The sequence below is a fragment of the Dehalobacter restrictus DSM 9455 genome (assembly GCF_000512895.1).
Lineage (GTDB): Bacteria > Bacillota > Desulfitobacteriia > Desulfitobacteriales > Syntrophobotulaceae > Dehalobacter > Dehalobacter restrictus.
Genome location: NZ_CP007033.1, coordinates 340001 through 364188 on the forward strand (window position 1 = coordinate 340001; position 24188 = coordinate 364188).

Consider the following 24188-nt stretch of genomic DNA (forward strand, 5'->3'; position numbering starts at 1 on the left):
AACACAGGTCCCTGCAAATCCGTAAGGAGAAGTATAGGGGCTGACGCCTGCCCGGTGCTGGAAGGTTAAGAGGAGAAGTTAGCGCAAGCGAAGCCTTGAATTGAAGCCCCAGTAAACGGCGGCCGTAACTATAACGGTCCTAAGGTAGCGAAATTCCTTGTCGGGTAAGTTCCGACCCGCACGAAAGGCGTAACGATCTGGACACTGTCTCAACGAGGGACTCGGCGAAATTGTAATACCCGTGAAGATGCGGGTTACCTGCGACAGGACAGAAAGACCCCATGGAGCTTTACTGCAGCTTGACATTGGATTTTGGTATAAAATGTACAGGATAGGTGGGAGGCTTGGAAGCCAGTACGCCAGTATTGGTGGAGCCGCCGGTGGGATACCACTCTTTTTGTACTGAAGTTCTAACCTAGGCCCCTGAATCGGGGTTGGGGACAGTGTCAGGCGGGCGGTTTGACTGGGGCGGTCGCCTCCTAAAGAGTAACGGAGGCGCCCAAAGGTTCCCTCAGCGCGGATGGAAATCGCGCGAAGAGTGTAAAGGCAAAAGGGAGCTTAACAGAGAGACAAACAAGTCGACCTGGTACGAAAGTAGGGCTTAGTGATCCGGTGGTTCCGAGTGGAAGGGCCATCGCTCAACGGATAAAAGCTACCCTGGGGATAACAGGCTTATCTCCCCCAAGAGTTCACATCGACGGGGAGGTTTGGCACCTCGATGTCGGCTCATCGCATCCTGGGGCTGTAGTAGGTCCCAAGGGTTGGGCTGTTCGCCCATTAAAGCGGTACGTGAGCTGGGTTCAGAACGTCGTGAGACAGTTCGGTCCCTATCCGTCGCAGGCGCAGGAAATTTGAGGAGATCTGACCCTAGTACGAGAGGACCGGGTTGGACGGATCACTGGTGTACCAGTTGTCTCGCCAGAGGCATAGCTGGGTAGCTATATCCGGAATGGATAAGCGCTGAAAGCATCTAAGTGCGAAACCAGCTTCAAGATGAGATTTCCCACAGAGTTAATCTGGTAAGACCCCTGAAAGATGATCAGGTTGATAGACCGGGAGTGGAAGCATGGTGACATGTGGAGCGGACCGGTACTAATAGGTCGAGGTCTTGACCTTTAGATTCCTAGATTGATGATTGAATGCATGAAGCTGATTTGTTGTGCAGTTTTGAGAGAACGAGCTAGAAGCACGGGAAAGATTAAAGAAGGAATCGGTAAGCCGATTCCAACTAGATCGAACCTTGAGCTTCGAACCTCCAACCTCGAAAAGATCTGGTGACTATACCGGAGGGGTACCACCCGTTCCCATCCCGAACACGGAAGTTAAGACCTCCTGGGGCGACGATACTGCAAGGGAAAATAGCACGTTGCCAGGTAATTAAGAACAGAGCATCTATTTTGGTGCTCTGTTTCTTATATACAAAGGGTGTTCAATTAGGAAGTTTGAGTATCCTCCTGGGGCGACGATGCTATAAGGAAAGATAGCTGTTGCGACGGCTATGGATGGCTTAGTGCCATGTGGGAAGTACAATCCATCTCTAAAATTAGCATTTGATATTGCCAAGGTTTTTCGTACGACGGTAGATGATTTATTTATAGTCACCGAAGATTAAGAGGGAATATAAGACCATCCTTGTTACAAAACAATTTTTGCTTAAACAGAGTATAATCAGTAAAAAATTGTAAGTTGACGTTCTAATGTGGATCTGATATTACAATTTTTTCTGTCGCTTAAAAGAATAATGCAATTATGTATAAAATACATATTGGTATTTATTTTAAGGTGTAGATTTTTTGTCTCTGCAAAGTATTGAAATTTTGACAGTATTAACGATTTAGCATGTTAGAAAATTTAGCAGTTGACTTTGCGTAATGAGTCTGATATTATAAGTCTCTGTCGTTGATGGAACTGCATCACAGACGCTGCAATCGACGAATGACGTGATGTGAATAAAATTAAGCTTTTTTTATTCAAAAAAGCAACGATGAAGAAATTGGTAGTTGACATTTCTAAAAAAAACTGCTAAAATCAACAATTGTGACTAGAGAACAAAAATGTCTCTGGTGGCGCAAAGGTCATTGAAAACTGAACAACAAGAATGAATTAAAAGCTAGACTCGTCAATGAATTTTTGGTAAACAAACGAGCTGAATCAAGCTCCGTAAATAGTTTTTATGGAGAGTTTGATCCTGGCTCAGGACGAACGCTGGCGGCGTGCCTAACACATGCAAGTCGAACGGAGATAGTTAATGAAGCTTGCGATTTAGCTATCTTAGTGGCGAACGGGTGAGTAACGCGTGGGTAACCTGCCCTTAAGACCGGGACAACAGCTGGAAACGGCTGCTAATACCGGATGTATTGTCCGAGAGGCATCTCTTGGAGAAGAAAGCTGGCCTCTGAAAATGCTAGCGCTTAGGGATGGACCCGCGTCTGATTAGCTAGTTGGTGGGGTAGCGGCCTACCAAGGCGACGATCAGTAGCCGGCCTGAGAGGGTAAACGGCCACACTGGGACTGAGACACGGCCCAGACTCCTACGGGAGGCAGCAGTGGGGAATCTTCCGCAATGGACGAAAGTCTGACGGAGCAACGCCGCGTGTATGAAGAAGGCCTTCGGGTTGTAAAATACTGTTGTTAGGGAAGAACGGCATCTGTGTAAATAATGCAGGTGATTGACGGTACCTAACGAGGAAGCCCCGGCTAACTACGTGCCAGCAGCCGCGGTAATACGTAGGGGGCAAGCGTTGTCCGGAATCATTGGGCGTAAAGGGCGCGTAGGCGGCAATATAAGTCTGATGTGAAAGTGCGGAGCTTAACTCCGTAAAGCATTGGAAACTGTATGGCTTGAGGACAGGAGAGGAAAGTGGAATTCCACGTGTAGCGGTGAAATGCGTAGAGATGTGGAGGAACACCAGTGGCGAAGGCGACTTTCTGGACTGTAACTGACGCTGAGGCGCGAAAGCGTGGGGAGCGAACAGGATTAGATACCCTGGTAGTCCACGCCGTAAACGATGAATGCTAGGTGTAGAGGGTATCGACCCCTTCTGTGCCGCAGTTAACACAATAAGCATTCCGCCTGGGGAGTACGGCCGTCAAGGTTGAAACTCAAAGGAATTGACGGGGGCCCGCACAAGCGGTGGAGCATGTGGTTTAATTCGACGCAACGCGAAGAACCTTACCAAGGCTTGACATCCAACTAATCCCGTAGAGATATGGGAGTGCCCTTCGGGGAAAGTTGAGACAGGTGGTGCATGGTTGTCGTCAGCTCGTGTCGTGAGATGTTGGGTTAAGTCCCGCAACGAGCGCAACCCCTATATTTAGTTGCTAACAGGTAAAGCTGAGAACTCTAGATAGACTGCCGGTGACAAACCGGAGGAAGGTGGGGATGACGTCAAATCATCATGCCCCTTATGTCTTGGGCTACACACGTGCTACAATGGACGGTACAGACGGAAGCGAAGCCGCGAGGTGAAGCAAATCCGAGAAAGCCGTTCTCAGTTCGGATTGCAGGCTGCAACTCGCCTGCATGAAGTCGGAATCGCTAGTAATCGCAGGTCAGCACACTGCGGTGAATACGTTCCCGGGCCTTGTACACACCGCCCGTCACACCACGAAAGTTTGCAACACCCGAAGCCGGTGGGGTAACCGTAAGGAGCCAGCCGTCGAAGGTGGGGTAGATGATTGGGGTGAAGTCGTAACAAGGTAGCCGTATCGGAAGGTGCGGCTGGATCACCTCCTTTCTAAGGAGAACCGATTGAAGCTAGACTTCAATCTACTCCAAGGTCGGTACTTAGAGTAAAGCAGTGCAAACTGGACTGACTCTCAAGTAAGGTGAGTTTAGCAATTTATTTCTTGTTGTTTAGTTTTGAGTGACCTGAGCACAGTAATGTGTAAAAGAAACACTCAAATAATGTCCATACATATCAGAGATTCTGGTAAGTATGGAAAAACATCCTTGTTCTTTGAAAACTGCACAACGAGAAAAGCAGAATGCGAAATGCGAAAGTAAAGACAACGAAATGGCGTTCAAATTCTAAAGCGCAAAAACTTAACGTTTTCGCGCGTGGCAAATTTGAACTTAGGAGCATCTATGCTCCGTCAGGTAAGAATTACTAAGCGCATAGGAGACATTCAAATCATCTATAACAAGTCGAGGAAGAACCAGAAGGTCAAGATATAAAGGGCATACGGTGGATGCCTTGGCGCCAAGAGCCGAAGAAGGACGCGGTTAACAGCGAAATGCCACGGGGAGTCGTAAGCAGGCATAGATCCGTGGATGTCCGAATGGGGCAACCCATCCAGAGTCATATTTGGATATCCTGTACTGAATAAATAGGTACAGCGAAGGCAAGTCGGGGAACTGAAACATCTAAGTACCCGGAGGAAAAGAAAGAATAATCGATTCCCAGAGTAGCGGCGAGCGAAACGGGACTAGCCCAAACCAATCCAGAAGACAGAGGCCAGAAGCCAGAGGTCAGAATGCAAGCAAGCATCTGGCGTCCGGAATCTGATTTCTGACTTCTGGGTTGGGGTTGTAGGACTCTCAAAACGGGACAGTGTTTTTAGCTGAAGCGAACTGGAAAGTTCCGGCATAGGAGGTAAAACCCCTGTAAGCGAAAAGAAGACTGGCTTAGAGAGTATCCTGAGTACCGCGGGACACGAGAAACCCCGTGGGAAGCAGGGGAGACCACTCCCCAAGGCTAAATACTACTTGGCGACCGATAGTGAACAAGTACCGTGAGGGAAAGGTGAAAAGCACCCCGGGAGGGGAGTGAAATAGAACCTGAAACCGTATGCTTACAAGCAGTCAAAGCGTTTAGGCGTGATGGCGTGCCTTTTGTAGAATGAACCGGCGAGTTGTGATATGCAGCGAGGTTAAGTATTTAAGATACGGAGCCGAAGCGAAAGCGAGTCTAAATAGGGCGACTAGTTGCATGTTGCAGACCCGAAACCGTGTGATCTACCCATGGTCAGAGTGAAGGTGAGGTAAAACTCATTGGAGGCTCGAACTCACTGTCGTTGAAAAGGCAGGGGATGAACTGTGGGTAGGGGTGAAATGCCAATCGAACACGGAGATAGCTGGTACTCCCCGAAATAGCTTTAGGGCTAGCCTCAATGGATGAAATACGGGGGTAGAGCACTGAATGGGCTAGGGGCTTAAAAGTTACTGAACCCTATCAAACTACGAATACCGTATTTTTAGAAGTTGGGAGTCAGACTGTGGGGGATAAGCTTCATAGTCGAGAGGGAAACAGCCCAGACCGACGGCTAAGGTCCCAGAGACTACGCTAAGTGGAAAAGGATGTGGAACCGCAGGGACAACCAGGATGTTGGCTTAGAAGCAGCCACCATTTAAAGAGTGCGTAATAGCTCACTGGTCGAGTGGTTCTGCGCCGAAAATGTAACGGGGCTCAAGCGTAGCACCGAAGCCGCGGCATACAGAGGTCAGATGACAGAGACCAGAAGTCGGAAAGAGGTAAAAGATGATAGAAAGCTATCGTGATCTGAGGGTATATCAGATTGCATATAAGCTAGCACTAGAAATTCATCGAATAAGCCAAAGATTTCCTGACTTCGAAAAGTATGAGATTGGGAGCCAAATAAGATAACAGATGACAGATGACAGAAGCCAGAGGTCAGAACGAGAATCTGACATCCGGCATCTGGTATCTGGATTCTGGAATTACAAATGGCCCAAGGATCAAAAGAAGAAACGAAGGTCTTGTTAGAGATAGTGAAAGATCTAGGTTATATCCAAGAAGAAGAGTATAAAGAATTGTTTAACAGATATGATGAGTTAGGCAAGCAACTCTATAAGCTTCATCAGAATTGGGAATAATCTGGCTTCTGGAATCTGTCATCTGACTTCTGAATGGGTAGGGGAGCATTGTCACAGCGTAGAAGGATAACTGTAAGGTTTACTGGAGTGGTGACAAGAGAGAATGCCGGTATGAGTATGCGAAAAGGAAGGTGAGAATCCTTCCCGCCGAAAATCTAAGGTTTCCTGGGGAAGGCTCGTCCGCCCAGGGTAAGTCGGGACCTAAGCTGAGGCCGAAAGGCGTAGGCGATGGACAATTGGTTGAAATTCCAATACCACCATAAATCGTTTGAGCGATGGGGTGACACAGGAGGATGACCTGAGCGTGCTGTTGGTTATGCACGTCCAAACATCAAGTGGGTGCTGTAGGCAAATCCGCAGCGCTAAACCGTGAGATGTGATGGGGAGCGAAAATAAGTAGCGAAGCGGGATAGTTCATACTGTCAAGAAAAGCCTCTAGTGAGAAATGTGGTGCCCGTACCGCAAACCGACACAGGTAGATGAGGAGAGAATCCTAAGGCGCGCGAGAAAACCCTCGTTAAGGAACTCGGCAAAATGACCCCGTAACTTCGGGAGAAGGGGTGCTCTGGCAACAGAGCCGCAGAGAAATAGTCCAGGCGACTGTTTAACAAAACACAGGTCCCTGCAAATCCGTAAGGAGAAGTATAGGGGCTGACGCCTGCCCGGTGCTGGAAGGTTAAGAGGAGAAGTTAGCGCAAGCGAAGCCTTGAATTGAAGCCCCAGTAAACGGCGGCCGTAACTATAACGGTCCTAAGGTAGCGAAATTCCTTGTCGGGTAAGTTCCGACCCGCACGAAAGGCGTAACGATCTGGACACTGTCTCAACGAGGGACTCGGCGAAATTGTAATACCCGTGAAGATGCGGGTTACCTGCGACAGGACAGAAAGACCCCATGGAGCTTTACTGCAGCTTGACATTGGATTTTGGTATAAAATGTACAGGATAGGTGGGAGGCTTGGAAGCCAGTACGCCAGTATTGGTGGAGCCGCCGGTGGGATACCACTCTTTTTGTACTGAAGTTCTAACCTAGGCCCCTGAATCGGGGTTGGGGACAGTGTCAGGCGGGCGGTTTGACTGGGGCGGTCGCCTCCTAAAGAGTAACGGAGGCGCCCAAAGGTTCCCTCAGCGCGGATGGAAATCGCGCGAAGAGTGTAAAGGCAAAAGGGAGCTTAACAGAGAGACAAACAAGTCGACCTGGTACGAAAGTAGGGCTTAGTGATCCGGTGGTTCCGAGTGGAAGGGCCATCGCTCAACGGATAAAAGCTACCCTGGGGATAACAGGCTTATCTCCCCCAAGAGTTCACATCGACGGGGAGGTTTGGCACCTCGATGTCGGCTCATCGCATCCTGGGGCTGTAGTAGGTCCCAAGGGTTGGGCTGTTCGCCCATTAAAGCGGTACGTGAGCTGGGTTCAGAACGTCGTGAGACAGTTCGGTCCCTATCCGTCGCAGGCGCAGGAAATTTGAGGAGATCTGACCCTAGTACGAGAGGACCGGGTTGGACGGATCACTGGTGTACCAGTTGTCTCGCCAGAGGCATAGCTGGGTAGCTATATCCGGAATGGATAAGCGCTGAAAGCATCTAAGTGCGAAACCAGCTTCAAGATGAGATTTCCCACAGAGTTAATCTGGTAAGACCCCTGAAAGATGATCAGGTTGATAGGCCGGGAGTGGAAGCATGGTGACATGTGGAGCGGACCGGTACTAATAGGTCGAGGTCTTGACCTTTAGATTCCTAGATTGATGATTGAATGCATGAAGCTGATTTGTTGTGCAGTTTTGAGAGAACGAGCTAGAAGCACGGGGAAGATTAAAGAAGGAATCGGTAAGCCGATTCCAACTAGATCGAACCTTGAGCTTCGAACCTCCAACCTCGAAAAGATCTGGTGACTATACCGGAGGGGTACCACCCGTTCCCATCCCGAACACGGAAGTTAAGACCTCCTGGGGCGACGATACTGCAAGGGAAAATAGCACGTTGCCAGGTAATTAAGAACAGAGCATCTATTTTGGTGCTCTGTTTCTTATTTGCTTTCCATGAATAATTCAGTATACTATAGGGTAAATTGATTGAGAAATAGCAGTAAATGGAGAGTAAATGATGGATACACTTCGGACTAAAGAAAATCAGCCCGTGAATAATGGTGCAGACGATAACTATTTATTTTTTTCCAGCCTGGAGCTCATTGACTATTTTGTTAATAACTTAGCAGATAAAGACATCAGAACTCAAACGAAAAGAATACTTGAGATGGCCAGAGTTTTTATGAGAAAAAAAGATTTTAAGCTGGAAGATATTTATTCAGTACTCATTATGGTTAAAAATATCGGACTTGGTTCCCAGATTGATGAAGTCTTTTCTTTATATTTTAAAGAAGGAAATTACCCTATTCGGGTTTTTATTCAAATTGCAGATTTAGAAAGCACAGCCGATGTTGAACTGGAATTTTCAGCCTATCGGGGCCAAAAAAAATATATCAATAACGGAAAGCTTTTTCTGTCTGAAGGGCCTTTCTCACAAGGGGTTATCATAGAAAATTATTATCACGGTTCTGCTATACAGCCCTTTTCTTCACTTGACCAAAGGCTTATTGAGGGTGACTTCAAGCAGGCTGTCAGGCAGTGCTTGGAGAACCTGAAGAATACTCTGGAGTCCGCAGGGAGCAGTTTAAATCAGATTTATTCTTTTATGGTTTATTTAAAAGATTTGAATGCACTTCCCGAGGTTGAAGAGATCGTCGGACAGTATATCTCTAATCAGAGTGAAATACTCCAAGACGCGATAAAGATTGAGCAGTTTAAGGGCAATCATAATATCGAAATTGCTTGTTCTGCTTATTTGTGCTAATTATATTGGGATTTATTACCTATTTTTATTTTTGATAGAATTCTAAGACAATTTTAAGAGCAGGCTGGTAATCTGATTATCAAGATTTAATATTAGCCGTTTCTTGTTCTTTTGTCATGGTTATATTACTATATTAAAGGCAAGGAAATGATTCAAAAATCTAACGTGTTTATTTAAAATGCTTGTTTGAATGAAGGAGAATTTGATGGAATTTATTACGAGTTTGATTGATATTGTCTTACATATTGACAAATACCTGGATATGTTGGTCCAAACGTACGGTGTCTGGGCGTATCTGATTATCTTTTTAATCATTTTTTGTGAAACCGGACTTGTTGTAACACCGTTTCTGCCGGGGGATTCTTTGCTTTTTGTCATCGGGGCTCTGGGAGCAACAGGGGCGATGGATATTAAATTTGCTTTTATCCTACTGCTTATTGCGGCAATCGCAGGAAATACGCAGAATTATTTCATTGGAAGATTTTTTGGACAGAAAGCCTTCAATTGGAAAGACAACAGACTCTTTAAAAAGAAATATCTCATTCAAACCCATAGTTTTTATGAAAAACATGGCGGGAAAACGATTTTTATTTCACGGTTTTTACCAATTATCCGGACATTTGCACCATTTGTCGGAGGGATCAGCAACATGAGGCTGTGGAAGTTCATGCTCTACAATATATGTGGGGCTTTGGCCTGGATTTCACTTTTTGTGATGGGCGGATATTATTTTGGGAACATTCCGACAGTCGAACAGAACTTTTCATTAATCATTTTTGCGATTATTTTCATCACTGTTTTACCAAGTGTCATTTTTGCTCTTCGCCAAAAGTTTTCGTCGTAAAGGTGCATTCAGGAGGATAGAAAAATGGCTGATAATATTAAGGAAATTGAACAATACGAAGATGCAGAGATCATAGTTGAGCCACAGGAGATGGAGCGCTGGCAGAACAAGGCTAAAGACTATGTGGACAACCCTGTAAAGACGGAAAATTTGCTTACTGAAGCTCTGAAAAAAGCGGATAACAATAAAAACCGCGATGTAATCCAGAATATCTGGGATAAAATTCAGTTGCTCTTTTCTTTATTAAAAGACTGGTTAAACGGTGATTACAGAACGATCTCCAAAACGGCCATAATTTCTGTCATTGCCGGGCTTATCTATTTCGTATCCCCTGTTGATCTTGTTCCTGATTGGATTGCTGCACTGGGACTAGTCGATGATGCTGCTGTTCTTGGGCTAATATTCAACCAGTTAGACAAGGAATTGACCAAGTATAAAAAATGGAAAAGCCCTGAGTTCTAATATACAATAGGACAACGATAGACAACGATAGAATTAATGACATGAGAAACACAAACAACCCGAGAATTAAATCCCGGGTTGTTTTTATTATATTTAGTGGGGTTGATCAGGAGTATTGAATCTTGGCGCTTGGGGGTCTTTAAGTTCATTGAAGTACTTTCCAGGTGTTGAGAGATCAAAGTATACCTTGGAATCCTGAGTAACTCCCCAGTCTTGGAGTGAGCCTGTATTCTGGAGCATATTGAATGCTTCCCGGAAAAGTGTATTATGTGCTTCTTCCCTATTCAAAAGGAAGTCAATCGTTTCTCTTACCCCTTTATCGTTAATCTGCCGGTAGAGATATTCATAAACTACTTTTGCCCTTGTTTCAGCCGATATATCTGACAGCAAATCCGCAGCGAGATCGCCGGTACACTCGATATATGCTCCGGTCCAGGGATAGCCTGAAGCATTGGTTAACATGGGGGCAAGTCCGCCGATGACATGTGATTCCACGGTGCCAACAGAAGTATTCATGGCTTCAAGCGTGTGGCCGTTTAATAGATTGACTGTCTGGGCGACCATTTCCATATGACTTAATTCTTCTGAAGCAATATCCATGAAAAGATCCTTAATCTTTTCATCTTTGATGCGATAACTCTGAGACAGATACTGTAAAGCTGCTTTGAGCTCACCATGCGGTCCGCCTAACTGATCTAACATTAAAGACGCATAATTTGGGTTAGGACCGTCGACGCGTACATCTTTCAGCAGCTGCTTATCATGTTTGAACAAATGTATTTCTCCCTTCATTCAGATTTTAATCGTTCGTTACCATCTATAGTCTTGCAATATTCTGATTGATTATACAAAGAAGAACAATTGAATTTTAACTTTTTGCATAATAACAATAGATTTTCAGCAAAATATAATGGAGATTGATAATAGGAGGAAATGAAATGCAATTAAGCCAGAAAGAAAAAATGCTTTTAGAAGACCTGAAAAGCCACGAGCAAATGTTTGCTCAAAAATGCAGTGAATTTGCCAATCAAGCTCAAGATCCACAACTCAAACAACTCTTTCAGAACATGGCGCAGCATGAACAGCAGCATGTCCAAAAAATTGATCAAAGTTTGAGCCAAACTTCCGGAATATCAGGCCAGCCTCAGGGCATGACGGGTCAAAAAGATTCGATGCTTTGCCATGATATGCTCTCAACAGAAAAATATCTCTCTGGGGCCTATAATACAGTAATTTTTGAAATCCAGGATACCTCCCTCCGTCAGGACCTGAATAGTATACAGAGTGAAAAGCAAAGGCAGGGGGAAGAAATCTTCAGGTATATGCAAAATAAAGGAATGTATACGGTTCACTAAAAAATGAAAGAGGGTATCGCTAACACTACAAAGTAGTAGTTTTGCGGTTCCCTCTGTCCTTTTCGTATCTTTAGGGACAATTTCAGCAAGATCATAGATCATCAAAAATGTTGGAGGGTTACATGATGCAGCTTACAAGTAAAGAAAGATCTTTATTGGAAGATTCCAAGAGCCATGAAGAACTGTGTATTAAGAAGTACAATAACTATGCCGGTCAGACCCAGGATCTGCAGCTTCAACAGTTGTTTCAGAGTCTGGCACAAAAAGAGCAGGAGCATCTGACAAGCCTTAACCAGATTTTAAGCGGCGGAATTCCGAATATCCAACAGGGTCAACAGCAGCAACAGCCCCAATTTATGACGTCCGGTATGGGACAGGCCGGAATGGTCAATCAGCAGGATGCCGATCTTTGTCAGGATATGCTTTCAACGGAAAAACATATTGCTTCGACGTACAATACGGCCATTTTTGAATTCAGAGATACCAACATCCGCAGAGTATTAAATCATATCCAGACGGAAGAGCAGCAGCATGGCGAATCTATTTATAATTATATGCAAAGCAAAGGGATGTATCAGGTCCATTAAGATACACGAATATCTCAAAACCTCAGCTTTTTAAATTTCCAGACCCCGGAGCGATATTTTATTCGCGCCGGGGTCTGATTGTTCATTGTGATTGCTTGTAAGTAAAAGCTATACCGAAAAATAATTTTCGGTTGTTTTTTCTGTAATTTTTTAAAGCCTAAGACTTATCTGCACACCTCATGTCCTAAAAAGCATATTTATAAGCATGTACTGAAATATTGGTTAAATTTAACACAAAAAAGAATTTCTAATAATAAAAGGAGGAAAAATGGTGGTTGATAACCCCGAAAATGAACAAAAAGCAAGTGGAAAAATATCTCGCAAAAATTTTGTTGACTGCTTACAAATCATAAAAGATGAATTAAGAGATATTCAATCGTCAGTAAGCAGTATAAAAAATGTTGGGGATATACAAGGTCCGGATGGTTCTGAAAAAGGACTTTATTTTTCAGAAATTAAGGCTTCCAGCGCGAGAGCATTTAATAGCTATAAATCTATACTGGACACCTTAAAATTTATTTCTAATAAAACCGGTGTTAAACCCAGTATACTGGAATCGGTAATTAATGTTATTGAAAACGGTTTTGTATCAATAAGATCCCAGATAGACAATATCAAAGAAAGCCCTGGAGTTGAAGCGGTATTACGGAAAGAGGATTCTTTAACAACGATTAAACAAATATGTGACAAGTTATTAATATGTATTGAGGTACTGGGGGGACTTTTCTTATGTGGTGAGACGTTAAAAATTGTTCATGAAAGAAAGCCAGATAATGAAACATGTCCCAAGAATTTGCCGGGCAGAAAAAAGATTGTGATTGTTAATAATAGAAAAATATGTGTTACTGCAGCAGGCGTACTATTTCTCTGCAATAAGGCATTTAAATTCCATTGTAAAAAAAAGGAACACTGTCATAAGCATTCTGACTGCAAGAAAATATTGAAATTGCTTGAAAGCCCGACTTTTGGACTAGCAGAAATTAAAACAGAAGTAAAATCTATAGAAGACGCTGTTTACCATCCGTTTTTTGGCCTGCAGGAGATCAAATCCGAGGTTCAGCTTATCGAGTTTGAAGTCCAGAATATTGAGGAAAAGTTAGATAGTCCAACATTCGGACTTGCTGAAATTAAGACAGAAGTGTTCAGTATAGGCACACTGCTGGAGAGCATCTATACGAGCATAATCGGTGCAACCTTTGGGTTAGCAGAGATCAAATCCGAGGTCGCAGCAATCGAGGGAGCAGTGTTCAGCCCAACATTCGGATTGGCTGAGATTAAGACCGAAGTGTTTAGTATTGGTACTCTGATTGAGAGTATCTACACGAGCATCATCGGAGCAACCTTTGGGTTAGCAGAGATTAAATCCGAGGTCGCCGCGATCGAAGGAGCAGTGTTTAGTCCAACATTCGGGTTAGCCGAGATTAAAACGGAAGTATTCAGCATCGGCACCCTGGTCGAAGGAATCTACACGACCTTGGTAAGCTCAACCTTTAGCTTAGGTGAGATCAAGTCTGAAGTAGCGGCGATTGAAGGAGCGGTCTTCAGCCCGACATTCGGATTGGCTGAGATTAAGACCGAAGTGTTCAGTATAGGCACACTGCTGGAGAGCATCTACACGAGCATCATCGGAGCAACCTTTGGGTTAGCAGAGATTAAATCCGAGGTCGCCGCGATCGAAGGAGCAGTGTTTAGTCCAACATTCGGGTTAGCCGAGATTAAAACGGAAGTATTCAGCATCGGCACCCTGGTCGAAGGAATCTACACGACCTTGGTAAGCTCAACCTTTAGCTTAGGTGAGATCAAGTCTGAAGTAGCGGCGATTGAAGGAGCGGTCTTCAGCCCGACATTCGGATTGGCTGAGATTAAGACCGAAGTGTTCAGTATAGGCACACTGCTGGAGAGCATCTACACGAGCATCATCGGAGCAACCTTTGGGTTAGCAGAAATCAAATCCGAAGTAGCAGCAATCGAGGGAGCAGTGTTTAGTCCAACATTCGGGTTGTCGGAGATCAAGACCGAAGTCTTTAGCATTGGCACGTTAGTCGAAGGCATCTACACGACCTTGGTAAGCTCAACCTTTAGCTTAGGTGAGATCAAGTCTGAAGTAGCGGCGATTGAAGGAGCGGTCTTCAGCCCGACATTTGGGTTGGCTGAGATTAAGACCGAAGTGTTCAGTATAGGCACACTGCTGGAGAGCATCTACACGAGCATCATCGGAGCAACCTTTGGGTTAGCAGAGATTAAATCCGAGGTCGCCGCGATCGAAGGAGCAGTGTTTAGTCCAACATTCGGGTTAGCCGAGATTAAAACGGAAGTATTCAGCATCGGCACCCTGGTCGAAGGAATCTACACGACCTTGGTAAGCTCAACCTTCAGCCTAGGTGAGATCAAGTCTGAAGTAGCGGCGATTGAAGGAGCGGTCTTCAGCCCGACATTTGGGTTGGCTGAGATTAAGACCGAAGTGTTCAGTATCGGCACATTGGTCGAAGGCATCTACACCACTTTAGTTAGCTCGACATTTAGCTTAGGTGAGATCAAGTCCGAAGTAGCAGCAATCGAAGGAGCAGTGTTTAGTCCAACATTCGGGTTGGCGGAGATCAAGACCGAAGTCTTTAGCATCGGCACGTTAGTCGAAGGCATCTATACGGCGTTAGTAGGTTCCACTTTCAGTCTGCAAGAGATCAAATCCGAGGTCGCAGCGATCGAGGGAGCAGTGTTTAGCCCGACATTTGGGCTAGCAGAGATCAAGACAGAAGTATTCAGTATCGGCACCCTGGTCGAAGGCATCTACACGACCTTGGTCAGCTCAACCTTCAGCCTAGGTGAGATCAAGTCTGAAGTAGCAGCGATCGAAGGAGCGGTGTTCAGCCCGACATTCGGGTTAGCCGAGATCAAGACGGAAGTCTTTAGCATTGGCACGTTAGTCGAAGGCATCTATACGGCGTTAGTAGGTTCCACTTTCAGTCTGCAAGAGATCAAATCCGAGGTCGCAGCGATTGAGGGAGCAGTGTTCAGTCCGACGTTTGGGTTGGCCGAGATTAAAACCGAAGTCTTTAGTGTTGGTACCCTGGTCGAAGGAATCTACACGACTTTGGTAGGCTCGACATTCAGCCTGCAGGAAATCAAGTCCGAAGTAGCCGCAATCGAGGGAGCAGTGTTTAGCCCGACATTTGGGCTGGCAGAGATCAAGACAGAAGTATTCAGTATCGGCACCCTGGTCGAAGGAATCTACACGACCTTAGTAAGCTCAACCTTCAGCTTAGGTGAGATCAAATCTGAAGTAGCAGCAATCGAGGGAGCAGTGTTTAGCCCGACATTCGGGTTAGCCGAGATCAAGACGGAAGTCTTTAGCATCGGCACATTGGTCGAAGGAATCTACACGACCTTGGTAAGCTCAACCTTCAGCCTAGGTGAGATCAAATCTGAAGTAGCGGCGATTGAAGGAGCGGTCTTCAGCCCGACATTTGGGTTGGTTGAGATTAAAACCGAAGTATTCAGTATTGGCACTCTGGTCGAAGGAATCTACACGACCTTGATCAGCTCAACCTTCAGCTTAGCTGAGATCAAATCCGAAGTGGCAGCGATAGAGGGAGCAGTGTTCAGTCCGACATTTGGGTTGGCTGAGATTAAGACAGAAGTGTTCAGTATAGGAACACTGCTGAAGGCATCTATACGGCGTTAGTAGGTTCCACTTTCAGTCTGCAAGAGATCAAATCCGAGGTCGCAGCGATTGAGGGAGCAGTGTTCAGTCCGACGTTTGGGTTGGCCGAGATTAAAACCGAAGTCTTTAGTGTTGGTACCCTGGTCGAAGGAATCTACACGACTTTGGTAGGCTCGACATTCAGCCTGCAGGAAATCAAGTCCGAAGTAGCCGCAATCGAGGGAGCAGTGTTTAGCCCGACATTTGGGCTGGCAGAGATCAAGACAGAAGTATTCAGTATCGGCACCCTGGTCGAAGGAATCTACACGACCTTAGTAAGCTCAACCTTCAGCTTAGGTGAGATCAAATCTGAAGTAGCAGCAATCGAGGGAGCAGTGTTTAGCCCGACATTCGGGTTAGCCGAGATCAAGACGGAAGTCTTTAGCATCGGCACATTGGTCGAAGGAATCTACACGACCTTGGTAAGCTCAACCTTCAGCCTAGGTGAGATCAAATCTGAAGTAGCGGCGATTGAAGGAGCGGTCTTCAGCCCGACATTTGGGTTGGTTGAGATTAAAACCGAAGTATTCAGTATTGGCACTCTGGTCGAAGGAATCTACACGACCTTGATCAGCTCAACCTTCAGCTTAGCTGAGATCAAATCCGAAGTGGCAGCGATAGAGGGAGCAGTGTTCAGTCCGACATTTGGGTTGGCTGAGATTAAGACAGAAGTGTTCAGTATAGGCACACTGCTGGAGAGCATCTACACGAGCATCATCGGAGCAACCTTTGGGTTAGCAGAGATCAAATCCGAGGTCGCAGCGATCGAGGGAGCAGTGTTTAGTCCAACATTCGGGCTTGCAGAGATCAAGACGGAAGTATTCAGCATCGGCACCCTGGTCGAAGGAATCTACACGACCTTGGTCAGCTCAACCTTCAGCTTAGGTGAGATCAAGTCCGAAGTGGCAGCGATCGAAGGAGCAGTGTTTAGTCCAACATTCGGGTTAGCCGAGATTAAAACGGAAGTATTTAGCATCGGCACCCTGGTCGAAGGAATCTACACGACCTTGGTAAGCTCAACTTTCAGCCTAGGTGAGATCAAGTCTGAAGTAGCTGCGATCGAAGGAGCAGTATTCAGCCCGACATTTGGTTTGGTTGAGATTAAAACCGAAGTATTCAGTATTGGCACTCTGGTCGAAGGAATCTACACGACCTTGATCAGCTCAACCTTCAGCTTAGGTGAGATCAAATCCGAAGTAGCAGCGATTGAAGGAGCAGTGTTTAGCCCGACATTTGGGCTGGCAGAGATCAAGACAGAAGTATTCAGTATTGGCACCCTGGTCGAAGGAATCTACACGACCTTGGTCAGCTCAACCTTTAGCTTAGGTGAGATCAAGTCTGAAGTAGCAGCGATCGAAGGAGCAGTGTTTAGCCCGACATTTGGGTTAGCCGAGATCAAGACCGAAGTATTCAGCATTGGCACGTTAGTCGAAGGCATCTATACGGCGTTAGTCGGTTCCACTTTCAGTCTGCAAGAGATCAAATCCGAGGTCGCAGCGATCGAGGGAGCAGTGTTTAGCCCGACATTTGGGCTGGCAGAGATCAAGACAGAAGTATTCAGTATCGGCACCCTGGTCGAAGGAATCTACACGACCTTGGTCAGCTCAACCTTCAGCCTAGGTGAGATCAAATCCGAAGTAGCAGCGATCGAGGGAGCAGTGTTTAGCCCGACGTTTGGGTTGGCCGAGATTAAGACGGAAGTCTTTAGCATTGGCACGTTAGTCGAAGGCATCTATACGGCGTTAGTCGGTTCCACTTTCAGTCTGCAAGAGATCAAATCCGAGGTCGCAGCGATCGAGGGAGCAGTGTTTAGCCCGACATTTGGGCTGGCAGAGATCAAGACAGAAGTATTCAGTATCGGCACACTGGTCGAAGGCATCTACACGACCTTGGTCAGCTCAACGTTCAGCCTAGGTGAGATCAAATCCGAAGTAGCAGCGATCGAAGGAGCGGTGTTCAGCCCAACATTCGGTTTGGCGGAAATCAAGACAGAAGTATTCAGCATTGGTACCCTGGTCGAAGGGATTTACACGACTTTGGTAAGCTCAACCTTTAGCCTAGGTGAGATCAAGTCTGAAGTAGCCGCGATCGAAGGAGCAGTATTCAGCCCGACATTTGGGTTGGCGGAGATCAAGACCGAAGTCTTTAGCATTGGTACCTTGGTCGAAGGAATCTACACGACCTTGGTAGGCTCGACATTCAGCCTGCAGGAAATCAAGTCCGAAGTAGCCGCAATCGAGGGAGCGGTGTTCAGCCCAACATTCGGATTGGCGGAAATCAAGACAGAAGTCTTTAGCATTGGAACGTTAGTCGAAGGAATCTACACGACCTTAGTAAGCTCAACCTTCAGCCTAGGTGAGATCAAATCCGAAGTAGCAGCCATAGAGGGAGCAGTGTTCAGTCCAACATTTGGGTTAGCCGAGATTAAGACCGAAGTATTTTCAATTGGAACCTTGGTTGAAGCCATTTTCACGACAGTAGAAAATTTGTCCGGGAGCACATTTATCGAAGCAATCTATACAGCAGTCTATAGCCCGACGTTTGGGTTGGCGGAGATCAAGACCGAAGTCTTTAGTATCGGTACCCTGGTCGAAGGCATCTACACGGCTATTTATAGCCCGACCTTTGGTTTAGAAGAGATTAAAACCGAAGTATTTCAAATATTGAAACAAAGTTTCAGTCAGGATTTGACCACCGGTATTGCTCAACGGGATAATCCGAATAATAATGACGATTTTTACGTCGAGGTTTTGAACAATAGAACAGCTACTGTCAGTGTGACGCTTACAGTCTTTGATTTTTCTTCAGGCACGGGGATCTCGGCACTTGGGACACCAACGCTACTGACCATTGGGCCAGGCAATGTAATAGAATTTGCTAGTTTGAATCTTAATGCAACAGTCTTGAATAGGTATGAGGTTACACTAACCAATGTCACGGATGGAATCTATATTTGGTCGGCTTTTCGGCTGGCCAGTGGGGAATTGAGCCCGGCGAATACCTTCAGAGCGGGTGAATTTGTACCGCTTCTGCCCTAATAACAAAAACACGCTGGGGGAAAGCTTCATTTCAGCGTCATTAAATCAAATTCTGTTTTTCATCCGGTCAGCGATCAATACGCTGGCCGGATGCTTATAATCAAATAAGAATTGAAAACGTTCCTTATTGTTTGGCATTTGAATATAGTAGCAAAGAGGAGGGTGCTATGATTACCATCAGCTTATGTATGATCGTCAAAAATGAAGAAGAACATCTGCCCAATGTCCTTCATTGTGTGAAGAATATTGTAGATGAAATCATCGTGGTGGATACCGGTTCGGATGACAAAAGCAAGGAAATTGCTCGCTTGTACCAGGCCGGAATCTATGACTGGGATTGGACGGACGATTTTGCGGCTGCCAGAAATTATTCCTTTGGCAAGGCAACAATGGATTATATCCTGTGGCTGGATGCTGACGATATTTTGGAACATCAGGAACAGCTTGCCCTGCTGCAATTGAAGCATGTGCTTAATCCCAATGTGGATGTTGTGCTGATGAAGTATTGTGTGAACACCGGGGTAATAGGAGATTCCATGTCAACTTTTTACCGGGAACGACTTGTAAAGCGGAGCAAGAATTTCCAGTGGCGTGAGCCGGTACACGAGTATCTGGATTTTAACGGCGAAATTTTAACGACAGATATCTGTATCTGTCATGCCGGCACAAAGTTCAATTCGCCAAGGAATTTACGCATTTATGAAAAAATGCTGGCCGAAGGAAGAAAGTTGAACGCCAGAAACAGTTACTATTTTGCTAGAGAACTCTATAACTGCGGGCGATTGGCAGAAGCCATCCACTATTTTGAGGATCTGTTAGTCGGCAGTGAAGATATTATGCTTTATTATCTGGATGCGTGTATCCGGTTAGCTATTTGCTATGCTGCCCAAAACAATCATGACAAAGTGCTGGATTCCCTGCACAAAAGTTTTAAGTACGATATACCGCGGGCTGAAGTTTGCTGCAGGCTTGGTTATTATTATAAGAGCAGAGAAGATTATAAAAAGGCCATTTTTTGGTTTGAACTGGCTACTAAATTGAAAAAACCGAATCAAACATGGGGCATGGTTGAACATGATTGTTGGGACTTTATCCCTTATACGGAGCTTTGTTCGTGCTATTACCGGGTGGGGCATCCCAAAGAAGCCTTATACTACAACAGCTTGGCATTGGAAACAAAGCCGAAAGATGCGATGAGCCTGAGTAACAAAGCTTTCCTGGAAGGTGTAATAAAAGGATCATCCCCTGTTTCACCTGACGCATTGCATGAGTCGCTAAATTTACTGTATCCAAAGAGTTAATATTGCCAAGTAACAGATTCCGGAGTTTTGCATATTTTGTAGTACAAGTTTAATAAATGGAGGTAGAAAAAATGGCATACTTTCCCGATCTTTGCAGTAGGTTGGGCTCGGCATCTTTTACTGCGATCAATGACTCGGAAACCTTGACACTCGGCAGCAGGATCTATACGTTTTTAGATACTCTTGGAGCAACACCTCCCGCGGGAAATGTTCATATCGAGATCCAAGCTGGATTGGCTGACACAGTAAAATTATTAGCCAAAGCGATCCGAGGCGAGGCGGATATCAGTATTCTATATGCAGCAGGCGAGAGTAATAACCCTGAATGCACAGCCTATTGGACAAGTCAGAGATTTGCACTTGACGATGTCCAAGTGACGGCAGGTCAGAATGTTTATATTGTGGAAAGAGAAGAGGATTCCAATACACCCATAACCCTGTCAACAACATGTAGCGGCTGTTCTCTGAACTCTTTAAGGCGTGCCGGCTTTTCAAGGTATTTTCTTGATGGAAACAATGCAACAGATGCTCAACAAAGTATAAGAGGTTCCTACCAGATGATTCTGCCAATAAATTTTGTTGGCCTTGCGTATACAATTAATTGTATTAATAAAATTTATTGCTCGATGAGTTCTGCAAGTTGTATTGAAATTGACTTATACCGGAGCCCTGATGAAGTTACTTTTACCAGAGTCGTAAGAAGTACGAGTTTTCCGGGTGCATCATATGGCGCACTAATATGTGAAGATGTGGATTGTGATTCGATATCAGCAAATGAAGGGCTTTATTACCGACTTGGCACCGATGGAACTGATCCGACAAATTATATCGATATCAAAGTCTCCTATGTGGCGGTGTAGTAACAGAATGACAATGGTCTTGTCTTGAAAGGGGAACAGTTGTTGAAAATTGCCTGCTTTTCCGCATCACCGATCATGAAGTATGGGCTGATGCCTGGTTTTGAAAAAAATGGAGAGGAAACAAAAATATTCCCTATGGCCTGTATGGGTGACGAAATGGTGACTCTGGAATTGGACGGACAGGTTATCCGCGTTCCCTATACCGAGCAGGACAAGATTAATAGCTATATTGGCAAATGCGTAGCCCAATATGGACCGGATTACGTTATCCTGGAAGGCTATCAGGGGGAACTGGCACTTGGCATTTCCATGGCCTGTGAAAAGTATGGCTGTGGGTTCATTTACTGGAGTATTGAAGATCCGGTGGGTTTTGCTAGAACACTGCCTATAGCAAAAATGGCCGATATTGTATTTACGACCGCTTTGGAGTGTATCCGTGAATACCGGAATCAAGGAATTCAGGCCCATCTTCTTATGTTTGGCTGCAATCCTGAATTCCACCAAAGCGGGGTATATAGGCCCCAGTATGACCTGGATTTTGCTGTGCAGGCTAGTTGGTACAATTTTGCTTCCAGAATAGAGGGCTTTAACATTTTGTTAAAGCCTTTGCTGGGATTAGGTCATAAGTATCGCATTTGGGGATACAATTGGGACAGTGATCCACAGGCCCGCGCTTTTCTAGGAGATAATGGGGACCATTTCGCCGGGATTCTTCCCAATGAGAAGCTGCCGGATCTATGTGCTTCTGCCAGAATCATTCTAGGATTTCAGTGTGACTCCTCCAGTATTACGCAGACCAGTATGCGGAATTATGAGGTGCTTTCTTGCGGGGGATTCTATCTTTGTCAATATACCAAGGCCAGTGCCTATATTTTCCGTGAGGGAGCCCACCTTGAACTTGCCAGGGATAAAGAAGAGGCCGTGAGTAAAGTGTTATTTTACTTGGCCCATGACCAGGAACGTATCAGGGTTGCCCGGCTGGGGCAGGAGTATGTGCATAGAAGGCACTCATATGAGGTCAGGGTTAGTGAGGATGTTCTTCCTCACATTGAACGGAGAGCATAAGGGAAACCGCTAAGATCAGAGAACTACGGGTCTGAATTGTTTTGTGCGGCTGAAAGCCTTTTATAGATCATTAACATTTGCTGGCCGCACCAGCATCCTTTGTTTTGGGAATTTATGATTTTCAAAAAGCATCTCCCAAAGCCATTGATTTCTGAGGGAAAACTGTTTTCTGAAAGAATAATCTGATGTTCAGGACAAATCGGAGGCTTTTCATTATAAGGAACTAGAAGTATATAATATTGGCCGGTACTTAAGAGATGTTGAGCAAATACTTCAGCCGGGTTCGGAAAGTGCTCAAGACAGTTGCTGGAGATAATAACATTAAAGCGATCTTTTTGAGGATCGAGGATTTCTGAACGGAAGTTGCCGGACGGGTAATCAGCTTTGCATTTTTTGACAGCAGTCTCTGAAAAGTCCAGACCGGTTACATGAGCGTTTGAAAATCTTTTGCTAATCTCCTCAACTCCTTGTCCCAGAGCGCAGCCCCAATCCAGGATAAAGGGACTCCCATCCTTAATGTATTTACACACTTCTTCGGGCAGATTCTCCAACAGCATCCTCATGAAAAATCTTGTCTGATTCTTTCCTCCTGCCGTTTCCCAATTAACATCAAACCGGCTGTCCCAATACTCTTTAGAGTTTATCGTCGTCATATTTTTGTCTCCTCCTCATTCGTGTAATAACAGCATATTCATCGTACAAAGCATTGTTCACCAAAGGCCTATTATCATAGATTCTCAAGTATCCGGCAAAGAGGAGATGGAATTAAAGCGGGTCCATTTATTAAAATACGATATTAAAAAGTCTAAGGTTCTTGGGATTGCTCCACAATTGACGGCAATAAAAGGGCCATTTGGTCTGCTTTGATTATGGATAGCTTGGCAAACACTTCTTTACCCGTACCGTTTTCTCCTTGAAGGAGAAAATGAGCATCGAATTTGGCAAATTTTTGAGCCAGTTTGACGGAATTCACCATCGGCTCAGAACTGCCGATAATTTTATCAAACATAAATTTGGTTTCCGACATCACCGTATGGGATACATTTCTTCCGCTATGTTTTCGTATGGCTAATAGACATCCGAAATTTTGTCCAAACTTATTTGACATTGAATAAATAGAAGTCAGTTTCAATTTTTGATGTGCATAGGTAATGTCGATATCAACATCGTCTAAAGATTCTCCTGATTGAAGTACAGACTGGATCAGAGGCTGCTGCCCGAATACGGATTCAATTTGCTGACCGATTATTTCCTGACCCAGATTACTGACAATCTTTTCAGCATTTCCATTAACCTGAGTAATAATCCCTTTATTATTTATTTTACATAAATATTTGGGAAATTGGTCCATCACAGAATAGACTTGATCGCAGTCGTACCGTTGTTATCAAAATCAAAAATTAGTAAGAGTTAGAATTGTGTATCTGTTCCAAATACTTTACCAAGCCCCCGGAGGCTTGAATAATATTTTTCGAAATTTGCGCTTACATCAAAAAAAAATTTTATGATAAACTTAAACTACAGCGTGCGATTTGGTAAACGTAAGTCCATTTGCCATCACCGGGGCTGTATTTTTTACGGTTGGAGCCGAATATTTGATAGGGGCGGAGCATGGATAATTATATCAGCATCACAGGTGCAAGAGAAAATAATCTAAAAAATATAAGTCTAAAAATCCCCCGCAATAAGCTGACAGTATTTTCGGGTGTTAGCGGCTCGGGATCCCACGGTTGAAACGGAAAATAGGCGCTTTATGTCAGGTTGGCCTCGGCTATATTAAACTCGGTCAGGCGTCAACAACTTTATCAGGCGGTGAAGCGCAGCGTGTAAAGCTGGCAACCGAGCTGCTTAAACCAGCTACGGGATCGACCGTATATATATTTGACGAGCCGACGACGGGATTGCATATGGCTGATATTCAAATACTTATCGATATGATCCATAGACTTGTTGACGCCGGGAATACCGCAGTTATTATAGAACATAATCTCGATTTAATAAAGAATGCGGATTTTATTATCGACCTTGGGCCAGAAGGAGGGGTTGACGGAGGAAACGTCATATGCAGCGGCACACCCGAACAGGTTGCCGGGTGCGGCGAAAGCTATACAGGTCAGTACTTGAAAAAGTATTTAGGTATAGAATGAGGCAAATAAATGACATATACACGCTACTCAAATCTTGAATTGTTGAAACTGCCCGATTGTGACGGGCTTCTTGAAAACGGCAAATGCAAATATCTGGATGTTCCTGCTTGTCTGGGGGAAAACTGTTCGTAATATCATAACAGCCG

14 protein-coding genes, 5 rRNA genes and 1 pseudogene (1 of these 20 cut by a window edge) are annotated in these 24188 nt (G+C 45.0%); 17 read left to right on the forward strand and 3 right to left on the reverse strand.

All coding sequences use genetic code 11. The features are described from left to right. The 8 genes from DEHRE_RS01655 to DEHRE_RS01690 all read left to right on the forward strand — a co-directional run. A 23S ribosomal RNA gene (locus DEHRE_RS01655) occupies positions 1–1116 on the forward strand; it begins 2284 nt to the left of the window's first position. Positions 1117–1270: 154 nt separating this feature from the next. Next, positions 1271–1375: ribosomal RNA gene (gene rrf / locus DEHRE_RS01660) — 5S ribosomal RNA — on the forward strand. Between the two features lie 795 nt (positions 1376–2170). Further along, positions 2171–3737: ribosomal RNA gene (locus DEHRE_RS01665) — 16S ribosomal RNA — on the forward strand. Between the two features lie 427 nt (positions 3738–4164). Continuing rightward, positions 4165–7563, forward strand: a 23S ribosomal RNA gene (locus DEHRE_RS01670). A 154-nt stretch (positions 7564–7717) separates the two neighbouring features. Then, positions 7718–7822 (forward strand): 5S ribosomal RNA (gene rrf / locus DEHRE_RS01675). Together the 16S, 23S and 5S rRNA genes form the textbook arrangement of a ribosomal RNA operon. A gap of 111 nt (positions 7823–7933) precedes the next feature. Further along, the gene (locus DEHRE_RS01680) at positions 7934–8683 is read left to right on the forward strand and encodes a Rid family hydrolase (protein ID WP_025205086.1); all 750 of its coding nucleotides are present in this window, start codon (positions 7934–7936) and stop codon (positions 8681–8683) included. 205 nt (positions 8684–8888) lie between these two features. Further along, positions 8889–9527 (forward strand): DedA family protein, encoded by a 639-nt coding sequence (locus DEHRE_RS01685; RefSeq protein ID WP_019225157.1) that lies wholly within the window; start codon positions 8889–8891, stop codon positions 9525–9527. A gap of 24 nt (positions 9528–9551) precedes the next feature. Next, positions 9552–9989, forward strand: a complete 438-nt coding sequence (locus DEHRE_RS01690) for a YkvA family protein (protein WP_019225158.1) — start codon at positions 9552–9554, stop codon at positions 9987–9989. A gap of 93 nt (positions 9990–10082) precedes the next feature. Here DEHRE_RS01690 and DEHRE_RS01695 read toward each other — a convergent pair whose 3' ends face one another. Next, positions 10083–10763, reverse strand: coding sequence for a manganese catalase family protein (locus tag DEHRE_RS01695; protein WP_015043991.1), 681 nt, complete (start codon positions 10761–10763; stop codon positions 10083–10085). A gap of 164 nt (positions 10764–10927) precedes the next feature. Between DEHRE_RS01695 and DEHRE_RS01700 the strand changes: the two genes are divergently transcribed. The 7 genes from DEHRE_RS01700 (at position 10928) to DEHRE_RS01730 (ending at position 21895) form a co-directional block, all read left to right on the forward strand. Then, positions 10928–11344 (forward strand): spore coat protein, encoded by a 417-nt coding sequence (locus DEHRE_RS01700; protein ID WP_025205089.1) that lies wholly within the window; start codon positions 10928–10930, stop codon positions 11342–11344. Positions 11345–11466: 122 nt separating this feature from the next. Next, on the forward strand, positions 11467–11931 hold the full coding sequence (locus DEHRE_RS01705) for a spore coat protein (protein WP_025205092.1): 465 nt from the start codon (positions 11467–11469) through the stop codon (positions 11929–11931). Positions 11932–12199: 268 nt separating this feature from the next. After that, positions 12200–15613 carry a hypothetical protein gene (locus DEHRE_RS01710; RefSeq protein ID WP_242837006.1) on the forward strand — a complete coding sequence of 1138 codons (3414 nt, stop codon included), beginning with the start codon at positions 12200–12202 and terminating at the stop codon, positions 15611–15613. 59 nt (positions 15614–15672) lie between these two features. Beyond that, the gene (locus tag DEHRE_RS01715; protein WP_242837007.1) at positions 15673–18669 is read left to right on the forward strand and encodes a hypothetical protein; all 2997 of its coding nucleotides are present in this window, start codon (positions 15673–15675) and stop codon (positions 18667–18669) included. A gap of 167 nt (positions 18670–18836) precedes the next feature. Further along, a complete protein-coding gene (locus tag DEHRE_RS01720) occupies positions 18837–19970 on the forward strand; it encodes a glycosyltransferase (RefSeq protein WP_025205095.1) in 1134 nt (377 codons plus the stop codon). Positions 19971–20041: 71 nt separating this feature from the next. Then, positions 20042–20830: a hypothetical protein gene (locus DEHRE_RS01725; protein WP_025205097.1), complete on the forward strand. Its 789-nt coding sequence runs from the start codon at positions 20042–20044 to the stop codon at positions 20828–20830. A 42-nt stretch (positions 20831–20872) separates the two neighbouring features. Continuing rightward, on the forward strand, positions 20873–21895 hold the full coding sequence (locus tag DEHRE_RS01730; RefSeq protein WP_242837008.1) for a CgeB family protein: 1023 nt from the start codon (positions 20873–20875) through the stop codon (positions 21893–21895). A 23-nt stretch (positions 21896–21918) separates the two neighbouring features. Here DEHRE_RS01730 and DEHRE_RS01735 read toward each other — a convergent pair whose 3' ends face one another. Continuing rightward, the gene (locus DEHRE_RS01735) at positions 21919–22548 is read right to left on the reverse strand and encodes a class I SAM-dependent methyltransferase (RefSeq protein WP_025205099.1); all 630 of its coding nucleotides are present in this window, start codon (positions 22546–22548) and stop codon (positions 21919–21921) included. A gap of 152 nt (positions 22549–22700) precedes the next feature. Next, a complete protein-coding gene (locus DEHRE_RS01740) occupies positions 22701–23246 on the reverse strand; it encodes a sigma 54-interacting transcriptional regulator (protein WP_025205101.1) in 546 nt (181 codons plus the stop codon). Positions 23247–23616: 370 nt separating this feature from the next. Between DEHRE_RS01740 and DEHRE_RS01750 the strand changes: the two are divergent. Continuing rightward, positions 23617–24042 (forward strand): annotated as a pseudogene (locus tag DEHRE_RS01750) (excinuclease ABC subunit UvrA); the annotation flags it as partial. 9 nt (positions 24043–24051) lie between these two features. Continuing rightward, positions 24052–24174, forward strand: coding sequence for a hypothetical protein (locus DEHRE_RS15445; RefSeq protein ID WP_282432009.1), 123 nt, complete (start codon positions 24052–24054; stop codon positions 24172–24174). Positions 24175–24188 lie beyond the last annotated feature (14 nt).

Excerpts from the sequence above, each read along its gene's own strand:
- DEHRE_RS01690 (WP_019225158.1), top strand. The coding sequence starts at position 9,552 with ATGGCTGATAATATTAAGGAAATTGAACAATACGAAGATGCAGAGATC.
- DEHRE_RS01740 (WP_025205101.1), bottom strand. The coding sequence starts at position 23,246 with ATGGACCAATTTCCCAAATATTTATGTAAAATAAATAATAAAGGGATT.
- DEHRE_RS01700 (WP_025205089.1), top strand. The coding sequence starts at position 10,928 with ATGCAATTAAGCCAGAAAGAAAAAATGCTTTTAGAAGACCTGAAAAGC.
- DEHRE_RS15445 (WP_282432009.1), top strand. The coding sequence starts at position 24,052 with ATGACATATACACGCTACTCAAATCTTGAATTGTTGAAACTGCCCGAT.
- DEHRE_RS01685 (WP_019225157.1), top strand. The coding sequence starts at position 8,889 with ATGGAATTTATTACGAGTTTGATTGATATTGTCTTACATATTGACAAA.
- DEHRE_RS01680 (WP_025205086.1), top strand. The coding sequence starts at position 7,934 with ATGATGGATACACTTCGGACTAAAGAAAATCAGCCCGTGAATAATGGT.
- DEHRE_RS01720 (WP_025205095.1), top strand. The coding sequence starts at position 18,837 with ATGATTACCATCAGCTTATGTATGATCGTCAAAAATGAAGAAGAACAT.
- DEHRE_RS01735 (WP_025205099.1), bottom strand. The coding sequence starts at position 22,548 with ATGACGACGATAAACTCTAAAGAGTATTGGGACAGCCGGTTTGATGTT.
- DEHRE_RS01705 (WP_025205092.1), top strand. The coding sequence starts at position 11,467 with ATGATGCAGCTTACAAGTAAAGAAAGATCTTTATTGGAAGATTCCAAG.
- DEHRE_RS01725 (WP_025205097.1), top strand. The coding sequence starts at position 20,042 with ATGGCATACTTTCCCGATCTTTGCAGTAGGTTGGGCTCGGCATCTTTT.
- DEHRE_RS01710 (WP_242837006.1), top strand. The coding sequence starts at position 12,200 with ATGGTGGTTGATAACCCCGAAAATGAACAAAAAGCAAGTGGAAAAATA.